17 protein-coding genes are annotated in these 20,085 nt (G+C 40.2%); 2 read left to right on the forward strand and 15 right to left on the reverse strand.

Annotated elements, in window-relative coordinates; all coding sequences use genetic code 11:
• Nucleotides 1-88: 88 nt before the first annotated feature.
• From MLOOGBEN_RS04320 to MLOOGBEN_RS04375, 12 genes are all read right to left on the reverse strand, one after another.
• Nucleotides 89-526 carry a BrxA/BrxB family bacilliredoxin gene (locus MLOOGBEN_RS04320; RefSeq protein WP_179157040.1) on the reverse strand — a complete coding sequence of 146 codons (438 nt, stop codon included), beginning with the start codon at nt 524-526 and terminating at the stop codon, nt 89-91.
• A gap of 75 nt (nt 527-601) precedes the next feature.
• Nucleotides 602-1,723, reverse strand: a complete 1,122-nt coding sequence (gene meaB, locus MLOOGBEN_RS04325) for a methylmalonyl Co-A mutase-associated GTPase MeaB (protein ID WP_179157041.1) — start codon at nt 1,721-1,723, stop codon at nt 602-604.
• Nucleotides 1,724-3,922: a methylmalonyl-CoA mutase gene (gene scpA, locus MLOOGBEN_RS04330; RefSeq protein WP_179157042.1), complete on the reverse strand. Its 2,199-nt coding sequence runs from the start codon at nt 3,920-3,922 to the stop codon at nt 1,724-1,726.
• Entirely contained in the window at nt 3,903-5,786 is a 1,884-nt protein-coding gene (locus tag MLOOGBEN_RS04335) for a methylmalonyl-CoA mutase subunit beta (RefSeq protein ID WP_483296374.1), read from the reverse strand. The genes scpA and MLOOGBEN_RS04335 overlap by 20 nt, the downstream gene beginning before the upstream one ends.
• Before the next feature lie 126 nt (nt 5,787-5,912).
• On the reverse strand, nt 5,913-7,208 hold the full coding sequence (locus tag MLOOGBEN_RS04340; RefSeq protein WP_179157044.1) for a dihydrolipoamide acetyltransferase family protein: 1,296 nt from the start codon (nt 7,206-7,208) through the stop codon (nt 5,913-5,915).
• Nucleotides 7,209-7,376: 168 nt separating this feature from the next.
• Nucleotides 7,377-8,360 (reverse strand): alpha-ketoacid dehydrogenase subunit beta, encoded by a 984-nt coding sequence (locus MLOOGBEN_RS04345; protein WP_179157045.1) that lies wholly within the window; start codon nt 8,358-8,360, stop codon nt 7,377-7,379.
• Nucleotides 8,361-8,372: 12 nt separating this feature from the next.
• Nucleotides 8,373-9,368: a thiamine pyrophosphate-dependent dehydrogenase E1 component subunit alpha gene (locus tag MLOOGBEN_RS04350; protein ID WP_179157046.1), complete on the reverse strand. Its 996-nt coding sequence runs from the start codon at nt 9,366-9,368 to the stop codon at nt 8,373-8,375.
• Nucleotides 9,369-9,407: 39 nt separating this feature from the next.
• The gene (gene lpdA, locus MLOOGBEN_RS04355; RefSeq protein ID WP_179157047.1) at nt 9,408-10,829 is read right to left on the reverse strand and encodes a dihydrolipoyl dehydrogenase; all 1,422 of its coding nucleotides are present in this window, start codon (nt 10,827-10,829) and stop codon (nt 9,408-9,410) included.
• A gap of 20 nt (nt 10,830-10,849) precedes the next feature.
• The gene (buk, locus tag MLOOGBEN_RS04360) at nt 10,850-11,953 is read right to left on the reverse strand and encodes a butyrate kinase (protein ID WP_179157048.1); all 1,104 of its coding nucleotides are present in this window, start codon (nt 11,951-11,953) and stop codon (nt 10,850-10,852) included.
• A 99-nt stretch (nt 11,954-12,052) separates the two neighbouring features.
• Complete coding sequence (bcd, locus tag MLOOGBEN_RS04365; protein WP_179157049.1) at nt 12,053-13,147, reverse strand: branched-chain amino acid dehydrogenase; 1,095 nt, start codon at nt 13,145-13,147, stop codon at nt 12,053-12,055.
• A 38-nt stretch (nt 13,148-13,185) separates the two neighbouring features.
• On the reverse strand, nt 13,186-14,094 hold the full coding sequence (yqiS, locus tag MLOOGBEN_RS04370) for a phosphate butyryltransferase (protein ID WP_179157050.1): 909 nt from the start codon (nt 14,092-14,094) through the stop codon (nt 13,186-13,188).
• A 130-nt stretch (nt 14,095-14,224) separates the two neighbouring features.
• Nucleotides 14,225-16,300 carry a sigma 54-interacting transcriptional regulator gene (locus tag MLOOGBEN_RS04375; RefSeq protein WP_179157051.1) on the reverse strand — a complete coding sequence of 692 codons (2,076 nt, stop codon included), beginning with the start codon at nt 16,298-16,300 and terminating at the stop codon, nt 14,225-14,227.
• Nucleotides 16,301-16,484: 184 nt separating this feature from the next.
• Between MLOOGBEN_RS04375 and MLOOGBEN_RS04380 the strand changes: the two genes are divergently transcribed.
• Complete coding sequence (locus MLOOGBEN_RS04380) at nt 16,485-16,718, forward strand: DUF2627 domain-containing protein (protein WP_179157052.1); 234 nt, start codon at nt 16,485-16,487, stop codon at nt 16,716-16,718.
• Between the two features lie 11 nt (nt 16,719-16,729).
• On the opposite strand, the gene MLOOGBEN_RS04385 is transcribed toward MLOOGBEN_RS04380, so the two are convergent.
• Nucleotides 16,730-17,458: a glycerophosphodiester phosphodiesterase gene (locus MLOOGBEN_RS04385; RefSeq protein WP_179157053.1), complete on the reverse strand. Its 729-nt coding sequence runs from the start codon at nt 17,456-17,458 to the stop codon at nt 16,730-16,732.
• Between the two features lie 36 nt (nt 17,459-17,494).
• Between MLOOGBEN_RS04385 and MLOOGBEN_RS04390 the strand changes: the two genes are divergently transcribed.
• On the forward strand, nt 17,495-17,629 hold the full coding sequence (locus MLOOGBEN_RS04390; RefSeq protein ID WP_179157054.1) for a YycC family protein: 135 nt from the start codon (nt 17,495-17,497) through the stop codon (nt 17,627-17,629).
• Nucleotides 17,630-17,698: 69 nt separating this feature from the next.
• Here MLOOGBEN_RS04390 and spo0A read toward each other — a convergent pair whose 3' ends face one another.
• Nucleotides 17,699-18,490 (reverse strand): sporulation transcription factor Spo0A, encoded by a 792-nt coding sequence (spo0A, locus tag MLOOGBEN_RS04395; RefSeq protein WP_179157055.1) that lies wholly within the window; start codon nt 18,488-18,490, stop codon nt 17,699-17,701.
• Nucleotides 18,491-18,779: 289 nt separating this feature from the next.
• Nucleotides 18,780-20,078 (reverse strand): SpoIVB peptidase, encoded by a 1,299-nt coding sequence (gene spoIVB, locus MLOOGBEN_RS04400; protein WP_483296375.1) that lies wholly within the window; start codon nt 20,076-20,078, stop codon nt 18,780-18,782.
• Nucleotides 20,079-20,085: the final 7 nt, after the last annotated feature.

Raw genomic sequence — 20,085 nt, forward strand, 5'->3', positions numbered from 1 at the left:
CAAGTATATTTATAAAAATTTATTATTACTTTTTTAAAATAAAAAAAGAGCTAATCCCCGTTAAGAGATTAGCCCTTTTGACAATACTTTATAGTTCTTCACAGTTTTCTTCGAATTCTTTTTGCAGTCTTGCCACTACTGTTGCTGGGTCGTATCCTTCGATTTGGTGTCTTTCAACCATTGAAACAATTTTTCCATCTTTTAATAGAGCAAATGATGGCGAGGAAGGCGGGTAACCTGTAAAATAACTGCGTGCTTTTTCTGTTGCATCTTTATCTTGTCCTGCAAAAACGGTAACAAGATGGTCTGGACGTTTATCATAATGAAGGGCATGAGCCGCTGCTGGACGTGCAATGCCGCCGGCACAACCACATACAGAATTAATCATTACTAAGGTTGTACCTTTTTGCCCAAGCGCTTCTTCAACCTCTTCAGGTGTTTTAAGTTCTTTATAACCAGCTGCCGCGATCTCCTTACGTGCTTGAGTCACAACATCATTCATGAAAAAATTGAAATCCATGCTCATACTTTTCACTCCTAATTTATGTCGATATAACTATATAATAACAGTAAAAACGTGTTTTTTCCAATTGAACAGTACTTACTTTTTTGATAAGAATGCATTAAATAAGATTTCCACTGCAGTTGCTGCTGTTTTTTCTCCTGCCATTACTTCATTTTCTAATTGTGGAAGCTGGAGCTTTACTTCTGGATGATGGAAAAAGCTGTAATGAAGCTGATCTGTTATCAACGAATAAATCCAATCACGCTGCTGTCCTTTTCGTCTTTCTGCAAATACTCCTCGGGACTTTCCTTTCTCTTCAAAATCCTTAATGACTCCCCAAACATCTTTAATACCTTCCCCTGTTAATGAGGAACAGGTATACGCTTTGGACGCCCATCCCTTCGTAGCCGGCTGAAGAAAATGAAGAATACGGCTATATTCTTTTCTCGTCTGCTCCGATTTTTCTTTATTAGCTCCGTCTGCTTTATGAACAAGGACCGCATCTGCTAATTCCATAATCCCTTTCTTCATCCCTTGCAATTCATCACCAGCACCTGTCAGGACAAGGAGCATGAAAAAATCAACCATGTCGCGTATAATTACTTCACTTTGCCCCACACCGACGGTTTCGATTAAAATCACATCAAAACCTGCTGCTTCACATATCAACATCGCTTCTCTTGTCTTTCGATGTACACCGCCCAATTTACCTGCCGTTGGCGAGGGTCGAATAAAAGCCCTTGGATTACGCGATAATTGTTCCATTCTGGTTTTATCCCCAAGGATACTTCCACCTGAAAGACTAGAGCTTGGATCAATTGCCAGTACAGCGACCCTTAGCCCAAGGTCACAAAGATAAGTGCCAAACGTTTCAATAAAAGTGCTCTTCCCAGCACCAGGGACACCAGTAATTCCGATTCGAATTGATTCCCCACTGTGAGACAGGAGCTTTTGCAAGAGCTCCTGAGCCTTATGGAAATGCTGTTCAGCATTACTTTCAACCAAAGTGATGGCACGGGCAAGCTGGCCCCTATTCCCTGACAGTACACCTTCAACTAACTCTTCAACAGAAGGCTCCTTTGACTGACGTTTACGATAGACAATGTTTTTTTCGATGACTAAAGACTGGCCTTCCTGCTCTTGCCCTTTTTTGATAAGTGTTGAGAATTTTTCCGGTTCATTTGGGTTGCTCCATTCCGGTTTCATATCCTCAGACATTTATTGTGACACTTCCTCATACCCAAGCTGTTTATAAATTTCCTTGATTACCTTTTGGGCAGCAACTGGGATTATCGTCCCCGGTCCAAAAATGGCGCAGGCGCCATTTTCATATAAAAATTGATAATCCTGAGCAGGGATAACCCCGCCGATTACAAGTAAAATATCCTCACGGCCAAGCTTTTTCAACTCCTCCGCAAGCTGCGGCAATAATGTCTTGTGACCTGCTGCCAGTGAGCTCATTCCGATGACATGCACATCATTTTCAACTGCCTGCATGGCCGTTTCTTCCGGGGTCTGGAATAATGGACCGATATCAACATCAAACCCGAGGTCCGCGAAGGCAGTGGCAATGATTTTGGCGCCGCGGTCATGACCGTCCTGCCCCATTTTGGCAATGAGAATCCTCGGTCTTCTGCCTTCATTCTCAAGGAAATCATCCGTCATAAGTTTTACTTCAGATATTTCTTCTTCGTTTGTATATGCCTTACTATAGACGCCGCTGATAGAACGAATAATCGCTTTATGTCTGCTGGAAACTTTCTCAATCGCATCGGAAATTTCACCTAAGGTTGACCGGACTCTTGCAGCCTGAACAGCTAGCTCTAACAGGTTGGTTTCCCCTGTTTCGGCACCCTTTGTTAAAGCAGCCAGAGCTTCTGCTACCTTTGCTTCATCGCGGCCTGCTTTTAAGTTTGTTAATTTTTCAATTTGCTTTAATCTAACCGCGGTATTATCAATATCCAAAATATCAATTGCTTCTTCCTTTTCGAGGCGATACCGGTTAACCCCAATAATAGTTTCTTTGCCAGAATCTATTTGTGCCTGTCTTCTAGCTGAAGCTTCTTCAATTCTCATTTTTGGAAGGCCTGTTTCGATTGCTTTTGCCATACCGCCAAGATTTTCAATTTCCTCAATATGTGTCCAGGCTCTTTTTACCAATTCATCGGTAAGCTTTTCTACATAATAAGAACCTGCCCAAGGATCAATAACTTTGGTGATATTCGTTTCTTCTTGTAAAAATAATTGTGTATTTCGGGCTATTCGAGCTGAGAAATCTGTTGGCAGAGCAATTGCTTCATCCAAAGCATTAGTATGGAGTGATTGTGTATGCCCCATAGCCGCGGCATGTGCTTCAAGCAAGGTCCGCATTACATTATTAAATGGGTCTTGTTCCGTTAGACTCCAGCCTGATGTTTGGGAGTGTGTCCTGAGGGCCATAGATTTCTCGTTTTTCGGCTCGAATGATTTCATCATTTTTGCCCAAATTAAACGAGCACCCCGCATTTTCGCAACTTCCATAAAATAATTCATGCCCACCGCCCAGAAAAAGGACAACCGTGGTGCAAATTTATCAATGTCAATTCCAGCCTTAAGTCCTGTGCGTACATACTCCAGCCCATCTGCTAAGGTGTAAGCTAATTCCAGGTCAGCAGGAGCACCAGCCTCCTGCATATGATAGCCAGAAATACTGATACTATTAAACTTCGGCATGTATTTAGAAGTATACTCAAAGATATCTGCGATGATTTTCATCGACATCTCAGGCGGATAGATATACGTGTTACGGACCATATATTCTTTTAAGATATCATTTTGAATCGTTCCAGACAGCTTATCCTGTGTGACCCCCTGTTCCTCAGCAGTAACGATGAAAAAGGCTAGGATCGGGAGCACAGCACCGTTCATGGTCATGGATACTGACATCTGATCCAACGGAATTCCATCAAAAAGGGTCTTCATATCTAACACAGAATCAATAGCAACCCCAGCTTTACCAACATCGCCAACGACGCGTGGATGGTCAGAATCATAGCCGCGGTGTGTGGCTAAATCAAAGGCAACGGACAAGCCTTTTTGACCCATCGCTAGATTTCTGCGATAGAAAGCATTACTCTCCTCAGCAGTAGAAAACCCAGCGTATTGTCTTACTGTCCATGGACGATTCACGTACATCGTTGGGTAAGGCCCGCGAGTAAATGGCGGTACCCCAGGGAGGTCATTTAAATGCTGCAGTCCTTCACGATCTTCCTTTGTATAGAGTGGTTTTAGTTGAATTTGTTCATTCGTTTCAAACAGCAAATCATTAATAGACGTATCTATTTGCTTATCAACCTTGTCCAGCCATTGCTCTTTTGTTATAAAGTCTTGTTCTTCAAACAGGGAAATACTTTGAAAATCAGGCTTTTGTGTATTCATCTAACCCCACCTCCATTTCTGAAAGAATGGTTGAAAGAAGTTCAAAACAGTTACTATTTATATGGATAAACTGCCTTATACCTTCATTCGTCCATTGTGATTGCATGTCTTTTTCAGGCAATCCCGCTAAATAAAAAATATTATCTGGGAATTCTTTACGCAGTACTTTAATCATTTCAAGTCCTAGAGATTCGTATAGATCATTGCTGCTGCACAGACAGAAAAACTTAGTTTCTTGACTTGAGATAAATAGTTTGACAGTTTCCAAAGAAGTAACTGGATCGCTGTCGATAGCTTTTAATCCGCCAGCTGCGAGGAAACCCCGCATAAAATCTAACCTGGGTTTGTATTGTTTTAACTCACCGAGGCAAATCAAGCCAACCTGTGGCTTAGAGCCTGTCTTCCTTTCAATACCTTTACTCTTATTACGTAATTCTTCATATGGCTCTGATAATCTGATGTTCTTAATTGCCTTTATGCTAATTGCATTAGGATTGATCTTAGTTGGTTCAGTGACATGTTCTTTAACTTGAACCGTATTTTCTACTAGATTTGCATATACATTTGTACCGATAATGCTTTGTTTTCTTGTGAAAATATCCTGTTTGCGTTGTGTATGGACTGAAGAAATTTCTTCTTGTAACCATCCGGATTTTAATACTTCCAGCATACCGCCATTTGCTTCAATCTGTTGGAAATACTTCCACGCTCTTTCTGCTAGCTCAGTGGTCAATGTTTCAACATACCAAGAGCCTCCAGCAGGATCAACAACTGTACGAAGATGAGCTTCTTCCTTCAGAATGTTTTGGGTGTTTCTCGCAATTCGTTCAGATTGTTGAGAACTGCCCGTTATACCATCAAATGGCGTTACGTGCAGATACTGAACTCCGCCAACAACCGCTGCAAATGCTTCATTTCCTGCACGGAGAATGTTTACATGCGGGTCATAAACCGTTTTTGTAAACATAGATGTTTCGGCAGAAATCTGCATTCCCCGGTCCTCAGCTTTTGCTCCATATACTTTGGTTATTTTGTTCCAAAGAATTCGAGCTGCTCTAAGTTTGGCCATTTCCATAAAGAAATTGCTGCCGATTGAGAATTGAAATACCATTTTCGAAAGAATATCTTCCAGCTTCATTCCGCCTTCAAGCAGCATTTGAAGATAGAATGTACCCGTTGCGGCCGCAATCCCCAATTCCTGAACAGCATTGGCTCCGCCTTGATGGTAGGGTGAGGTATTTACTAAAACTGACCGTAAATTTGGTAGTTTTAGACTTGCAAGCCTTATATCTTCTATCCAACCCTTGAAAAAATCTTCATCAATGAGTCCTTCCTCTGCAAACAAAGACAATGGGTCGCTGCCAATATATCCACTTACTTGATTAGCGCTTTCCTCACTTTCTGCTAATACTGCCAGCAATGCTGATTGCATATCTCTCCCATTAACTGCAAATGGGAATGTAGAAGGTAAATCCCCAAGTACATCATTTAAAGTTTCTTTGGATTCAAGAAGTTCCTCTGAAACTTCAAATGAAAGAGCTGTTTGTCCTTTTTCAACGCCCACATGGAGCTTTTCCTTTAGTTCGTCAACAGAATGATAAGAAATTCGCTGCGCTGCCTTCCAATCATTTGTTACATAACCTAATGGGTCAATGCCTCTACGAAAATCTGAACCCCCCGGATAGTCCGGTGCTTTCTGATCATCTTGCTGAGAATAAAGCGGTTCCAAAATTATATTTTCATATGTAGGACTTTTCAAGGCTTCAATACTTTTACCCTTTAAAGATTCCTCCGCTTTTGCTTTCCAATCTTCTTTCGTCTTTAATGGAAAAAATTGATTTCGAAAGTTATCCAAACGCAACATCCCCCTTCCTTGAGATCGAAAATTAAACTAATATTCAATAAATTTCACTTAGTTTTATTGTAAGATAGATAGACATATCAAGCAATAAAAATAACCGCCGCCATATGATCGGCGGCGGTTATTTTACTAATATATAGATGTTGTTGATTTTGAGGTATTTTCAAGAATTTCTTTTACCCGTTGTAAGAATCGGCCGCAAACTAATCCGTCTAATACTCTGTGGTCTAGTGACATACATAGGTTTACCATGTCGCGAACAGCAATCATATTGTTGTCCATAACTACTGGGCGCTTGACAATGGATTCCACTTGAAGAATCGCTGCCTGCGGATAGTTGATAATTCCAGCTGATTGAACCGAGCCAAACGAGCCAGTATTGTTGACAGTAAAGGTGCCACCCTGCATATCTTCTGAGCGAAGTTTATTGGTTCTTACCTTTACAGCAAGTTCGGAAATCTCACGGGCAATCCCTTTAATTGTTTTCTCATCCGCTTGCTTAATAACAGGTACATATAAAGCATCATCGGTTGCGACTGCAATAGATATATTGATGTCTTTCTTCTGGATAATCTTATCTCCAGCCCACATGGAGTTGATTTGTGGGAATTCCTTTAATGCCTGCGCTACTGCTTTTACGAAAAAGGCAAAGAAAGTGAGATTGAAGCCTTCTTTCTTTTTGAACTCATCCTTTAAAGAATTGCGGTATTCCACAAGATTTGTTGCATCGACCTCAATCATTGTCCAAGCATGAGGTGCTTCATGCTTACTTCGAAGCATATTGGCGGCAATTGCTTTACGGATGCCAGTTACAGGTATTTCGATATCGCCTGCTGCAACAGGAATACTTGGAGCAGGTGCCCCTTGCTTTGGAGCAGCAACCGCTGATGCCGTTTCAATGGCTGCAACTTGCTGCACCTCAGTCTGCTTTGGTGCTTCAACCTTTGCACCAGCAGCAGGGATATTTCCTGTTTCAATCAACTTCAATAAATCTTTTCTTGTTATACGGCCGCCTGCACCGGTGCCTGTCACCTGATTTAGATCAATGCCATTTTCTTGAGAAATTTTTAAAACTGCAGGAGAATAACGAGCTTTGTTACCTTGATCTGCTTGCTCGGAAACAGCAGCTGTTTCAGCTGCTTCTGTTTTTTGCTCACTAACTTCCGTTTTTTCAGCATTACCGCCTTCAATTTCAATGGTACAAATAATTTCACCAACCGCAAGTGTATCTCCATCTTCCGCTACTAGCTCTTTTATTGTACCTGTGAAGGAAGATGGAACTTCCGCGTTTACTTTATCTGTCATTACTTCAGCCAATGGGTCGTATTTATTTACTTTATCCCCTACAGAAACAAGCCACTTAGAGATTGTTCCTTCGGTTACACTTTCCCCCAACTGAGGCATTTTAATTTGTTCAATAACCAATATCCAAACCTCCTATTGTCTAGCTGCGGCGACTAGCCCCTCGAGGGAAAAAGATAAATCACTTTTTCCTCGGTCATAAGCCAATCCGTCAAGAAGGTTAAAAAGCAACCTTCATGCCGGCTCGTCTTACGCTTGTCGGGGCTGCCCAAGTCGCCTCCGCTTTTCGTATTAGTACTCTGCAAGCTCACGCATTGCTTTTTCAACTTTATCAGGATTGACCATAAAGAATTTCTCCATTGTTGGTGCATATGGCATTGCTGGGACATCAGGACCAGCTAGACGCATAATTGGAGCATCCAAATCAAATAAACAATTTTCAGCAATGATTGCAGATACTTCACTGATAATGCTGCCTTCTTTATTATCTTCTGTAACCAATAACACCTTACCAGTTTTAGAAGCCGCTTCAATAATTGCTTCTTTATCTAACGGGTAAACTGTTCTTAAATCAAGAATATGTGCAGATATTCCATCCTTAGCTAATTTTTCTGCTGCCTGGAGGGCAAAATGAACACAAAGGCCATAGGTAATAACAGTAATGTCATCACCTTCACGCTTCACATCCGCTTTTCCAATTGGAAGTGTGTAATCATCTGTCGGAACCTCTCCTTTGATTAAACGGTATGCACGCTTATGCTCAAAGAATAACACTGGATCATTATCACGGATAGCTGCTTTTAATAATCCCTTCACATCATATGGAGTTGAAGGCATAACAATTTTCAAACCTGGTGTATTCGCAAACACCGCTTCAACGGATTGAGAATGATAAAGTGCCCCGTGGACTCCGCCGCCATAAGGTGCACGAATAACCATTGGACAGCTCCAGTCGTTATTTGAGCGATAGCGAATTTTTGCTGCTTCTGAAATAATTTGATTTATTGCAGGCATAATAAAATCAGCGAATTGCATTTCAGCAATCGGTCTCATTCCATACATAGCTGCTCCGATTCCTACCCCGGCAATTGCAGATTCAGCAAGTGGTGTATCAATCACTCGCTCTTCACCAAATTGTTCATATAAACCTTGTGTGGCTTTAAAAACCCCGCCTTTTACCCCAACGTCTTCACCAAGGACAAAAACCTTTGGATCTCGTTCCATTTCTTCCCGAATGGCCATTGTGACCGCATCTATATAAGAAATTACTGCCATGTTACATCCCCCTTACTTATCCGCATAAACGTATTTCAGCGCGTGTTCAGGTGCTGCATACGGTGCATTTTCAGCATAATCAGTGGCTTCATTCACTTGCTTCATCACACGTTCATTGATTTCTTTTTCCAACTCATCATTCATCACACCTGTTTCTTTTAAATAGGCACCGAAGGTAATGATCGGATCCTTCGTTTTCGCTTTAGCCACTTCATCAGGAGCACGGTACGAACGGTCATCGTCATCAGAAGAGTGTGGTGTCAGTCTGTATGAGATTGTTTCTATTAATGAAGGACCCTCACCAAGACGGCCGCGGTCGACAGCTTCCTTCACCACTTTATACACTTCTAATGGATCATTTCCATCAACAGTAAATCCTGGCATACCATAGCCGATTGCACGATCAGACACTTTTTCACATCCTAATTGTTTCTCAATTGGGACAGAAATCGCATATTTATTATTTTCACACATGAATATGACAGGTAATTTGTGAACTCCAGCAAAGTTAGCTCCTTCATGGAAATCACCTTGGTTTGACGAACCCTCACCAAAGGTTACGAAGGTCACCAGATCCTTCCTTTCCATTTTTCCTGCTAACGCTACACCGACAGCATGTGGAACCTGAGTGGTTACAGGAGATGAACCAGTAACGATGCGATTTCTCTTTTGACCAAAGTGCCCAGGCATTTGCCGGCCGCCTGAGTTTGGGTCCTCCGCTTTCGCAAATCCAGAAAGCATAAGTTCCTTAGGAGTCATCCCAAAGGTTAACACCACACCCATATCCCGGTAATACGGCAGTACATAGTCTTTTTCCTTATCAAGCGCAAATGCTGCACCTACTTGAGCAGCTTCTTGTCCTTGACAAGAAATAACAAATGGTATTTTACCCGCACGATTCAATAACCACATCCGTTCATCAATCCGGCGGGCTAAAAGCATAGTTTCATACATTTCCAAAACCTTTTCATCACTTAAACCTAATGAATGATGACGATTTTCAGCCATTTATTCTTACCTCCCATATGTTCGTACGTCCATTATTATTTAAGAATGGATTGCTCTTCCATCAACTGCCAATGCAGCTTCTCCAATCGCTTCTGATAGAGTTGGATGAGGGTGAATCGTATGAGCAATTTCCCATGGAGTTGCATCCAATACCATTGCCAATCCTGCTTCTGTAATCATGTCCGTTACGTGTGGACCAATCATATGCACCCCTAGAATATCATTAGTCTCTTCGTCAGCAACAATCTTGACAAAGCCATCGGATTCTCCAAATACAAGAGCCTTTCCGATTGCTCGGAATGAAAATTTACCCACTTTTACTTTATGACCTTTTTCTTTTGCCTGTTCTTCGGTAATCCCAACGCTGGACACCTCAGGATTACTATATATACATCTTGAAACTAGATTGTAATTAAGCTCTGACGGATCCTTCCGAGCAATATGCTCCACTGCAATAATCCCTTCATGGGAGGCAACATGCGCAAGCTGCAAGCCGCCAATTACATCTCCAATTGCGTAAATATGAGATTCTTTTGTTTGGTAGAATTCATTGGTAACAATAAATCCTTTTTCTACCTGGATTTCTGTATTTTCTAATCCAATTCCTTCGACATTTGCTTGGCGTCCTACAGATACAAGGAGTTTTTCAGCCTTAAATTCCTTCACACCAGCTTTAACTTCTGCTGAAATGGTGACGCCATCACCTTTTACAAGTGTTTCAGGAAGGACTCTCGCTCCTGTTACAAGCTTTATCCCCTTTTTCTTCATCAGGCGCTGCATTTCCTTAGAAATTTCCTTATCTTCAGTCGGAATAACCCGATCCGCATACTCGATAACAGTTACTTCAACACCGAAATCAGAAAGCATTGACGCCCACTCAATTCCAATCACTCCACCGCCAACAATAATAATGGATGCAGGTAATGTCTCAAGCTCTAATGCTTCATCAGAGGTAATGACAAGTTCACCATCAATTTCAAGTCCAGGAAGCGTCCTAGGTCTTGAACCAGTCGCAACGACAACGTTTTTCGGAATGAGCATTTCATTTTCTTCGCCATTATTCATTTCAACTGAAATCGTCCCCGGCATTGGTGAAAAAATAGAAGGTCCTAAAATGCGGCCAAGTCCCTCATAAACATCAATTTTCCCTTGCTTCATGAGATGTTGTACGCCTTTATGGAGTTGATCGATTATTTTATTCTTTCTTTCCTGAACTTTCATAAAGTTATAGGATACTTCACTTGTGATAACACCAAAATCTTCGCTGTGCTTAGCTGTCGCGTAAACCTCAGCACTTCTGAGAAGAGCTTTACTTGGGATGCAGCCTTTATGTAGACAGGTTCCTCCAAGTTTCCCTTTTTCAACTATTGCTGTTTTCAAGCCAAGCTGGGAGGCACGAATGGCAGCTACATAACCGCCGGTACCACCGCCAAGAATGACTAAATCGTATTCTTGTGACACTGTATTTCCTCCCCAAATTGTTAGATTTTTGCTGTTTTAAACGTGCCAGGATATTCTTTAACAGCTTCTTCCTCGCGTAAAACCCTTAATGCACCTTCCGCCAGTGCTTGAAGCTCATTCTCACCTGGATGGACAATCGTATCTGCAATCCAATTAATCCTATCGGTGATGGATTTCACAAAACCTTTACCATATGCAAGACCGCCTGTCAGTACAATCGCATCTACTTTTCCAGCTAACACCGCACTTGCTGCACCAATTTCCTTTGCTACCTGGTAAGCCATTGCTTCGTAAACGAGAGCGGCCTGGTCGTCTCCGTTTTCAATCCTTTTTTCGACCTCTACGGCATCATTCGTTCCAAGGTATCCTACTAGGCCTCCTTGGCCAACAAGCTTCTTCATTATTTCTTCGCGGTAATATTGCCCAGAATAACAAAGAGCAACTAAATCCCCAGCAGGAACAGTTCCAGCTCGTTCAGGACTGAAAGGACCATCACCATGGAGACCATTATTTACATCTATGACTTTCCCTTGCTTATGTACCCCAACTGTAATCCCACCGCCCATGTGCGTGACGATTAGGTTTAATTCGGAATATTTCTTCCCTAATTCTTTAGCCACTCTGCGTGCAACAGCCTTTTGATTCAGTGCATGAAAGATACTTTTTCTTTCAATTAATGAAAATCCAGAAACCCTGGCAAGAGGCTCTAATTCATCAACAACCACAGGATCAACAATAAAGGATGGAATATTTAGTCCTGATGCAATTTCTTGAGCGATTATACCACCTAGATTTGAGGCATGCTGTCCAGCAAAACCAGACCGCAAATCATTGAGCATGGTTTCATTGACTGCATAGGTTCCCCCTTCAATCGGACGAAGCAGCCCTCCGCGCCCACAAACAGCACTAAGCTTGGAAATATTAATCCCTTCGTTATCCAGTGTTTCCAAAATGGTATTCTTTCTAAATTCATATTGATCAATAATATTGGCAAATGAATTAACTTTTTCTGAATCATGACGGATTGTTTTTTCTAAAATGGAAATTTCATTATCGAAGACTCCAATCTTAGTTGAAGTGGAACCTGGGTTGATGACGAGCATTCGATATTTCTTATCAGGCAAGGTATTTGACCTCCATTTTTTTTTACATTTCACATCTATTAAAGGGAAAAGACGCTGAATTACCCATTCAGCGTTCTACCCTTCCTATTTTCGAAAATCCTAGCGGCGACTTAAAATATGATGGCCATTTTGCAAGAATTGGCTGCGTGAATTACGCATTTTTTCAATTCTTTCTTCGGCCATTCTATCTGCTGCAACATAAGTCGGGATGCCGTCGCGCTTTGAAATAGCAATTACCTTTTCGATACTCGCATAGATTTGATCCACTTTTTTTATTGCCCGTTCATGGTTATACCCATAAAGTTCATCTGCAACATTGATAACACCGCCAGCATTAATGACGTAGTCAGGAGCATAAACAATACCCATTTCATGGATAAGATCACCGTGACGAGTATCTTTTAACTGGTTATTAGCAGAACCCGCAATAACTTTAGCTTTAAGCTGTGGAATCGTATCATCATTAATGGTTGCACCTAGTGCACAAGGCGCATAAATATCACATTCAACGCCGTAAATTTCGTTAGGATCCACTGCACGAGCACCGAAATCCTCTACTGCACGCTGAATAGCTTCCTTGTTAATATCGGTAACGATTAATTGCGCACCCTCTTCATGCAAGTATTTACAAAGAGTATAAGCAACATTCCCAACACCTTGAATCGCAACTACTTTTCCTTCTAGAGAGTCAGAACCGAATGCTTCTTTTGCAGCTGCTTTCATTCCAACGTAAACCCCATATGCTGTTACAGGTGAAGGATTTCCAGATGAACCGAATGCTGGTGAAATACCAGTAACATAGTCTGTTTCTTCATGGATTAAATCCATATCTGCAACCGTTGTACCAACATCCTCAGCTGTAATATATCTTCCATTTAACCCTTGAATGTAACGGCCAAAAGCACGGAACAATTCTTCACTTTTATCCTTACGCGGGTCACCAATGATAACAGTTTTACCACCGCCAAGATTTAAACCAGCTGCAGCATTTTTATAAGTCATTCCTTTGGCTAATCGTAATGCATCAATGATTGCAGCTTCTTCTGATTCATATGTCCACATGCGAGTACCGCCTAGTGCTGGTCCTAGAGTTGTATCATGTATGGCAATAATTGCTTTTAATCCAGATTGTTTATCTTGGCAAAATACAACTTGCTCGTAATCATATTGTTCTAAGTACTTAAAAATTTCCATGTTAACATCCTCCTCAAATTTGAAAACAACACTCTATTCTATTTGGTTACAGAGCAGATGGCGAGTGCAAGTGAATAAAGCTTACTTTCCGCCGAATCCGCCCTAGAAGTTAATACGATGGGAGCCTTTGCGCCTGCAATAACAGCCCCTACTTTTGCCTTTGCAAAATAAATTAATGACTTATATAAGACGTTTCCAACCTCAATTGTGGGAACTAATAAAATATCAGCTCTACCAGCTACTTCACTATGAATTCCTTTGTGTTCAGCAGCTAAAGCAGAAACGGCATTATCTAATGCTAATGGACCATCTACAATACAGCCAGTGATTTGCCCTCGTTTATTCATAACACTTAATGCAGCAGCATCAATTGTCGCTTGCATGGCCGGATTCACTACTTCAACAGCAGCTATAGGAGCAACCTTTGGACATTCAATTCCAATTGCCCTAGCCAAGGCTGCAGCATTTTTTATCATTTGAGCCTTTTGCTCTAAATCAGGGGCAATATTCATCCCTGCATCCGTAACGATGGTAAACCGACTGAAATCTGGAACCTCAAAAACAGCCACGTGTGATAGAACATTTCCCGTCCTAAGACCGTACTCTTTATTTAGAACTGCTTTTAAAAGAGCGCCAGTAGGGATATTCCCTTTCATTAACACGGTTGCTTCCTTCGTTGATACAGCCCTAACTGCCAGCTCTGCAGCCCTCTCGTTTGAGTCTGCATGAATAACAGTAAGCTTCCTGTTACTTTTTTGGTAGTCTTTGTTCTTAAGGTTTACTATCATATTAATTTTTTCTTTATCACCAAATAATATAAAATTGGCGAGATTCCGGTTTAATGCCTCGATAACTGCTTCGATGACTTCTTCATCTTCTGCTACTGCAACAGCTACCGTGTTACCATCCAGCTGGGTTGCTTTTTGTATCAGTGATTCAAGCAACAAGTTGTCATCAACCCTTTCTCTTCAACTGCAACTCCATCATTTTAATATGCAAAATCCGTGCCAAGTTGAAATCACTGAAAACGCTTTAATCGCCATAATAATAAGTGCAATTTTTTTCACACCATGAAATTTATTGCGTGCTATTATTTTCAAGTTTATATTTTTCTAGCTTATAATAAAGATTCCTTACCGATAAGCCTAGTGCCTTAGCAGCTGCCGTCTTATTACCATTAAAACGGTGAAGCATTTGCTGGATAATCTCTGCTTCATAATCTTCTACCATTGCATTTAAGGAACGATCCTGTTGGATTGATTCACTATGGTCTGCTATTAGCGGTTTACTTCCCGTTTTTTTAGGTCTCAATTCTGGCAGGTGATGTACATTTATGAATGTTTCATAATAATTCATAAAAATTATCGCTCTGCCGAGAATATTTTCTAATTCCCGTACATTTCCCGGCCAATCATAATTTACTAATTTTAAGAGAGCAGCTTGGGTAACTCCCTCGACGTTTCTGCCGTAATCCAAATTAATTTTTTCAATTAGCCTTTCACACAGTACAGGAATCTCTTCCTTCCGACTTCGGAGTGGCGGTATATGTATTGGCATACGATTTAAACGATAATATAAGTCTTCCCTAAAAGAGCCTTTTGCAATTCCTTTTTCAAGATTCACATGTGTTGCCGCAATAATTCTAACATTTATCGGAACTGGCTTTGTACCGCCTACACGTGTGATTTCATTTTCTTGCAATACCCTGAGTAATTTCGCCTGTGTATTGGCAGAAAGTTCGCCTATTTCATCGAGGAAAATACTTCCGTTATTTGCCTCTTCAAAATAACCCCTTTTTCCTCCTCTTTTTGCCCCTGAAAAAGCTCCTTCTTCATAACCAAATAATTCACTTTCCAGAAGGGACTCAGAAATGGCTGCACAATTAACGCGAATAAATTTGTTGTACTTTCGGTCACTTGCATTATGTATAGCATGGGCAAACAATTCTTTTCCTGTACCAGACTCACCCCGTAACAGAACTGTCGCAGGCGTTTTTGCCCCTAACTTCGCCTGTTCAATCGCAAGAGTCATTTCTTCAGAACTGCCGATAATATCCTCGAAGGTATACTTCGCTTCAAGCGTGCGAATGATTTGACGGGCACGGTTCAATTCCCTGTTTAGCATTTTAATTTCTGACATATCATGAATAACCCCGACACTGCCTTTTAATTTACCTTTAACAATAATCGGCGCCACATTGACTATTACTTCCCGTTTATTTGCACCCACTCGCATCGGAACACCACGGACCGCTCTTCTTGTTTGGAGTACCTTCATATGCATACTTTCACCTTCGGATATATCTGCAGTCGCTGGATGTCCTATAACCTGTTCTTGTGTAAGACCAGTAAGACGCGTATATGCCGGGTTAATAAGCAAACCCCTGCCATTTTCATCGACTACTGAAATAGCATCATCACTAGAATGGATGATCGCCTGAAGCATAGTTTGGATTTCTTTTAAATCGGTAATTTCCTCGGCTAGATTGACTACTTCTGTGATATCTTTAAAAACGGCGAATGCCCCTATTAGGGTCCCGTTCTCTTCGATGATAGGAATACGGGTTGTTATAATTTTCCTTCCATTCCCTAATACCATTTCCTGATTCGTCTCTATTCTTCTCGTTTCAAGGATTAAAGGCAGTCTGCTTTCCGGGATTACTTCTACCACGTATTTCCCAATTGCTTGGTCCCGTTTCACACCTGTCATTTCCTCGGCTCGTCGATTAAATAAAATCACGAACCCCTTTGCATCAATCACGAGCATCCCATCATTTGTGGCATTAAAAATTAGTTCTTGCTGGTAGGAGGCATTTTGGTGTTTAACAATTAATTCTTCCTTTTCTTCAAGAAGCCTTGCAAGAAGAAATGCAACACTGCCAGGAATTAAAACAGTTTTTTTGTCCTTAGCGCTCCTTAACTCTTGAAACACATGTTCATTTCCTGTTACTTCAATAATAATATCGATATTTTCACTTAAAAACTGCTTCCAATCAGTTCCGATTTTAATACCAGCACTCTGCGCTAAATAGATACCCGGTGCATCTAAATTTTTGTCAATGACAGCCTTAACCTTAAGGACCTCTGTTTCATTGAGCAGCTTAAGGACCGCTGTACCACCCTTACCGGCGCCAACAATCATAACATTTTGCATTTTTCCGCCCCTTTATTATAGTTGAAAAAGAAGATTTTTTCATACAACATAATCGAAAATATGCAATATTTTTCAATTTCTATTTTATATTTATTTAGTTACCTTGACAAATTTTATCTTTGTACTAATATTTCCTTGAGGGTATTATTCTTACGACTTACTAAACAATTGGAAGGATTTAATTATGAAGCGGATTATTGCTTTACTAATATTAGTTATTCCAGGCTTTTTAGCTGGCTTTGGGATTAAATTAATGCGTGATATGACATTTGGGATTCTTCAAAGTCCAATCCCTTTCTTATGGCTGCAATTTCTTTTAGGTCTGATCCTATTCCTTGGTGGTTTAGCCTTCGTCGCAGGGTTCATTTTTCACCGCGACAGAAAAAGAAACAAGGTACAGACTAGATTTAAAAAATAAAAAGAGGCCTTTTAAGGTCTCTTTTCGTATTGTTTCTTGATTTTCAGAGCTTTTACTGGGTCGTCTGTAATAATCGACGTACAATTTAGTTTATAAAGCCTTTGCATATCAGCATCTTTATTAACGGTATAGGGTCTGACTGCTACTCCATTTTCAATTGCACCTTTGATAATTTCATCTGTTACCGACGCTAACTTCGGATGAATCCCTTGTGCGCGAATGGATTGCGCATAAACCCATGGCATATAGATTCGCTCATTAAATAGAGGCGCTGTCTCGATTTCAGGTGCAGTCCGATAACTTAGGACAATACTGTAATGATTGAAAGAAGAAATAATAATCCGATTACTCAAATTAAATCTTCGAACAAGCTGAATTACCTTTTCTTCCATTCCTTCATACGGAAATAGGTTATTTTTCAACTCTATGTTACAAACAAGTTGATTGGATTGCATCCATTCAAGAACCTCAACCAATGAGGGGATTGGCTCTTTATTCACACCTTTTTTATTGGCATTTAATTTTCTTATTTCTTTAAATGTAGTATCTCTCACGAAGCCCTTACCAGTCGTTGTCCGATCAAGTTTTTCATCATGAATAACAACCACTTCACCGTCCTTTGTTAATTGGACATCCAGCTCTAAACCGTCGGCTCCTGCCTTTTCGGCAGCAATAAATGCACTCATTGTATTTTCAGCAAAAGCTGAAGAATAACCTCGATGCGCAAAAATCTGTGTCATTTTTTCACTTCCTAACTAAATAAATGGAGGATCACAATGAAACCATTACAATTATCACCTGAAACTGCCATTAAGCTTGCCGAAAAATTAAATGTTCCCATAGAACAGCTTATGCATATGCCTCAGCATATACTTATTCAAAAATTAATGGAACTAGAAAAGGAAAAATAAAAGTACTTAGGACATAAAAAAGCCTTCATTCCCGAAATGAAGGCTTTTTTCATTATATTATTGGTCTTTTCAAGAAGCCTTATGCTCTAAACGAAGCTTATCCGCAACCATAGCAATAAACTCGGAGTTTGTAGGCTTTGCCTTAGACATGCTTACTGTGTAACCAAATAATGATGAAATGGAATCGATATTTCCGCGGCTCCACGCTACTTCGATAGCATGACGGATTGCACGTTCCACACGGCTTGCTGTGGTGTTATACTTCTTTGCAATATCAGGGTATAACACCTTCGTAATGGAGCCAAGTAATTCTATATCGTTATAAACCATTGAAATGGCTTCACGCAGGTATAAGTATCCTTTGATATGTGCTGGAACACCAATTTCATGAATAATGCTTGTAATGCTGGCATCTAGATTTCTTGGTTTATTTTCAGTGTGTGAACGATAATTTCCTGAAGCTGCCTTCCTGCTTACCTGACTGCTTTTACCGCTTACTTGACGGATATGGTTACCTAAATTCTCCATATCAAAAGGTTTCAAAATAAAATACGAGGCACCAAGCTCTACTGCCTTCTTTGTAACGTCTTCTTGTCCAAATGCAGTCAACATAATAACATTTGGAATTGCACCCTTTTTCAGCTCTCTTAAGCGCTCTAGAACAGCTAAACCATCTAGGTGAGGCATAATAATATCTAAAACGAGTACATCCGTATCCGTTGATTCAAGAAGTTCTAAACAATCCTGACCATTATGTGCAATACCCGCAATTTCCATATCATCTTGGGAAGAAATATAGTCCTCTAATAATCCAACTAACTCCCTATTATCATCCACGACACAAACTTTAATCTTTTTCACTTTTATATCCTCCTCAAATCCAAATGGTCATATCTCTATTTAACATTAATTTTTTATTCTCTTAATTCTATTCTAAATTAGAAATTCGACAATGCAACTAAAATTCCTCTAGTTTTTTTAATATTTCTTAAAATAGTGAGAAAATCTCATCTTTTCTTTGTTTTACTTTAAATTTCGACTAAATTCGCATATATGCCTAATTATTCCAAAAAAATGTCGAAAAAACTTTACGTTAATGCAAAAAAAACAAAATAGGCGATATCGCCTATTTTGTTTGAATGACTGAGTTTTAGCTAGCTTTTTCTTTAGGTTCTTCGTATATGTTAATTCCTGCTTCATTTAACATCCATTCAATGTGTACTCCATAACCAGAGGTTGGATCATTGACAAAGACATGTGTTACTGCTCCAATTAGCTTTCCATCCTGGATAATAGGACTTCCGCTCATCCCCTGAACGATTCCTCCAGTTTTTTCTAATAGCTTTGGATCAGTTACTTTTAAAACCATGCCTTTTGTTGCTGGAAATTTCTGCGGGATCGTGCTGACAATTTCAATTTCAAATTCTTCTACCCTGTCATCATTCACCACTGTTAGAATTTTTGCTGGCCCTTCCTTCACTTGGTGAGATAAGGCGATTGGCAGTGGTTTGTCCAAAATTCCGTTCTTTAACTCTTTATTTAACACGCCGAAAATGCCAAATGGGCTGTTTTTTGTGATATTCCCAACTATTTCACGATCTGAAGAGAATCGTGCAAGCTTTTCTCCTGGGTCGCCATTACTGCCTTTTTCAATGGAGGTAACAGTAGACCGAACGATTTGACCATCTTCTACTACAATTGGCTTTTTCGTATCCATATCCGAAATGACATGCCCGAGGGCACCATATTTTTTAGATTGTGGATGAACAAATGTCATAGTCCCAATTCCTGCTGCTGAATCACGAATATATAATCCAAGCTTATAGGAATTTTCTCCCTTATCTTTCAAGGGAGTTAGTTTCGTTGTGAACTTACCGCTTTCCCTGCTAATAACCATATCTAATGCTTTTCCGCTTTGTCCTGCATTTTGTACAAAGGGAGCCACATCTGTCATTTTTTCAATTTTCGTACCATCGATTTCTGTAATAATATCACCGATTTTGATTCCTGCTATTTCACCAGGTGACTTTTTTCCATCCTCAGTATTAACTAAATGGTGACCTACGACCAATACGCCAACCGTATTTAATTTAACACCAATGGATTGTCCTCCTGGCTGGACTTTGAAATCCTTTAAGACATTTACATCGACCTTTTTAACAGGTATCCCTGCAAACTCTAATAGCATTTCTTCTTTGCCTGAATCATTTGCTTTTAAGGATACATTTTTTTGATCTTGTTCAAGTGTGATAGTTGAATTGTGAGATACTAAAGAGGCTGATACCGGTACAGCCTTTTGAAAAGTATAATCTTGTCCTTCAAAGACTGTAATGGTCTTTGGTATATCAAGGTACTGCTGAAATGGCTGAAAATAAAGAACGCTGATTAATGAAACAAGGAGAATTCCACCAATGATCTTTCTAATTATTTCTAACTTCAAAATCTTCACTCTCCTC

Source organism: Bacillus sp. EB106-08-02-XG196 (genome assembly GCF_013396335.1).
Classification (GTDB): Bacteria; Bacillota; Bacilli; order Bacillales; family Cytobacillaceae; genus Neobacillus.

What these genes read in the sequence shown, in the direction of transcription:
- MLOOGBEN_RS04320 (WP_179157040.1), bottom strand. Translation starts at nt 526, where the DNA reads ATGAGCATGGATTTCAATTTTTTCATGAATGATGTTGTGACTCAAGCA.
- meaB (WP_179157041.1), bottom strand. Translation starts at nt 1,723, where the DNA reads ATGTCTGAGGATATGAAACCGGAATGGAGCAACCCAAATGAACCGGAA.
- scpA (WP_179157042.1), bottom strand. Translation starts at nt 3,922, where the DNA reads ATGAATACACAAAAGCCTGATTTTCAAAGTATTTCCCTGTTTGAAGAA.
- MLOOGBEN_RS04335 (WP_483296374.1), bottom strand. Translation starts at nt 5,786, where the DNA reads ATGTTGCGTTTGGATAACTTTCGAAATCAATTTTTTCCATTAAAGACG.
- MLOOGBEN_RS04345 (WP_179157045.1), bottom strand. Translation starts at nt 8,360, where the DNA reads ATGGCAGTAATTTCTTATATAGATGCGGTCACAATGGCCATTCGGGAA.
- MLOOGBEN_RS04350 (WP_179157046.1), bottom strand. Translation starts at nt 9,368, where the DNA reads ATGGCTGAAAATCGTCATCATTCATTAGGTTTAAGTGATGAAAAGGTT.
- bcd (WP_179157049.1), bottom strand. Translation starts at nt 13,147, where the DNA reads ATGGAAATTTTTAAGTACTTAGAACAATATGATTACGAGCAAGTTGTA.
- MLOOGBEN_RS04375 (WP_179157051.1), bottom strand. Translation starts at nt 16,300, where the DNA reads ATGCAAAATGTTATGATTGTTGGCGCCGGTAAGGGTGGTACAGCGGTC.
- MLOOGBEN_RS04380 (WP_179157052.1), top strand. Translation starts at nt 16,485, where the DNA reads ATGAAGCGGATTATTGCTTTACTAATATTAGTTATTCCAGGCTTTTTA.
- MLOOGBEN_RS04385 (WP_179157053.1), bottom strand. Translation starts at nt 17,458, where the DNA reads ATGACACAGATTTTTGCGCATCGAGGTTATTCTTCAGCTTTTGCTGAA.
- MLOOGBEN_RS04390 (WP_179157054.1), top strand. Translation starts at nt 17,495, where the DNA reads ATGAAACCATTACAATTATCACCTGAAACTGCCATTAAGCTTGCCGAA.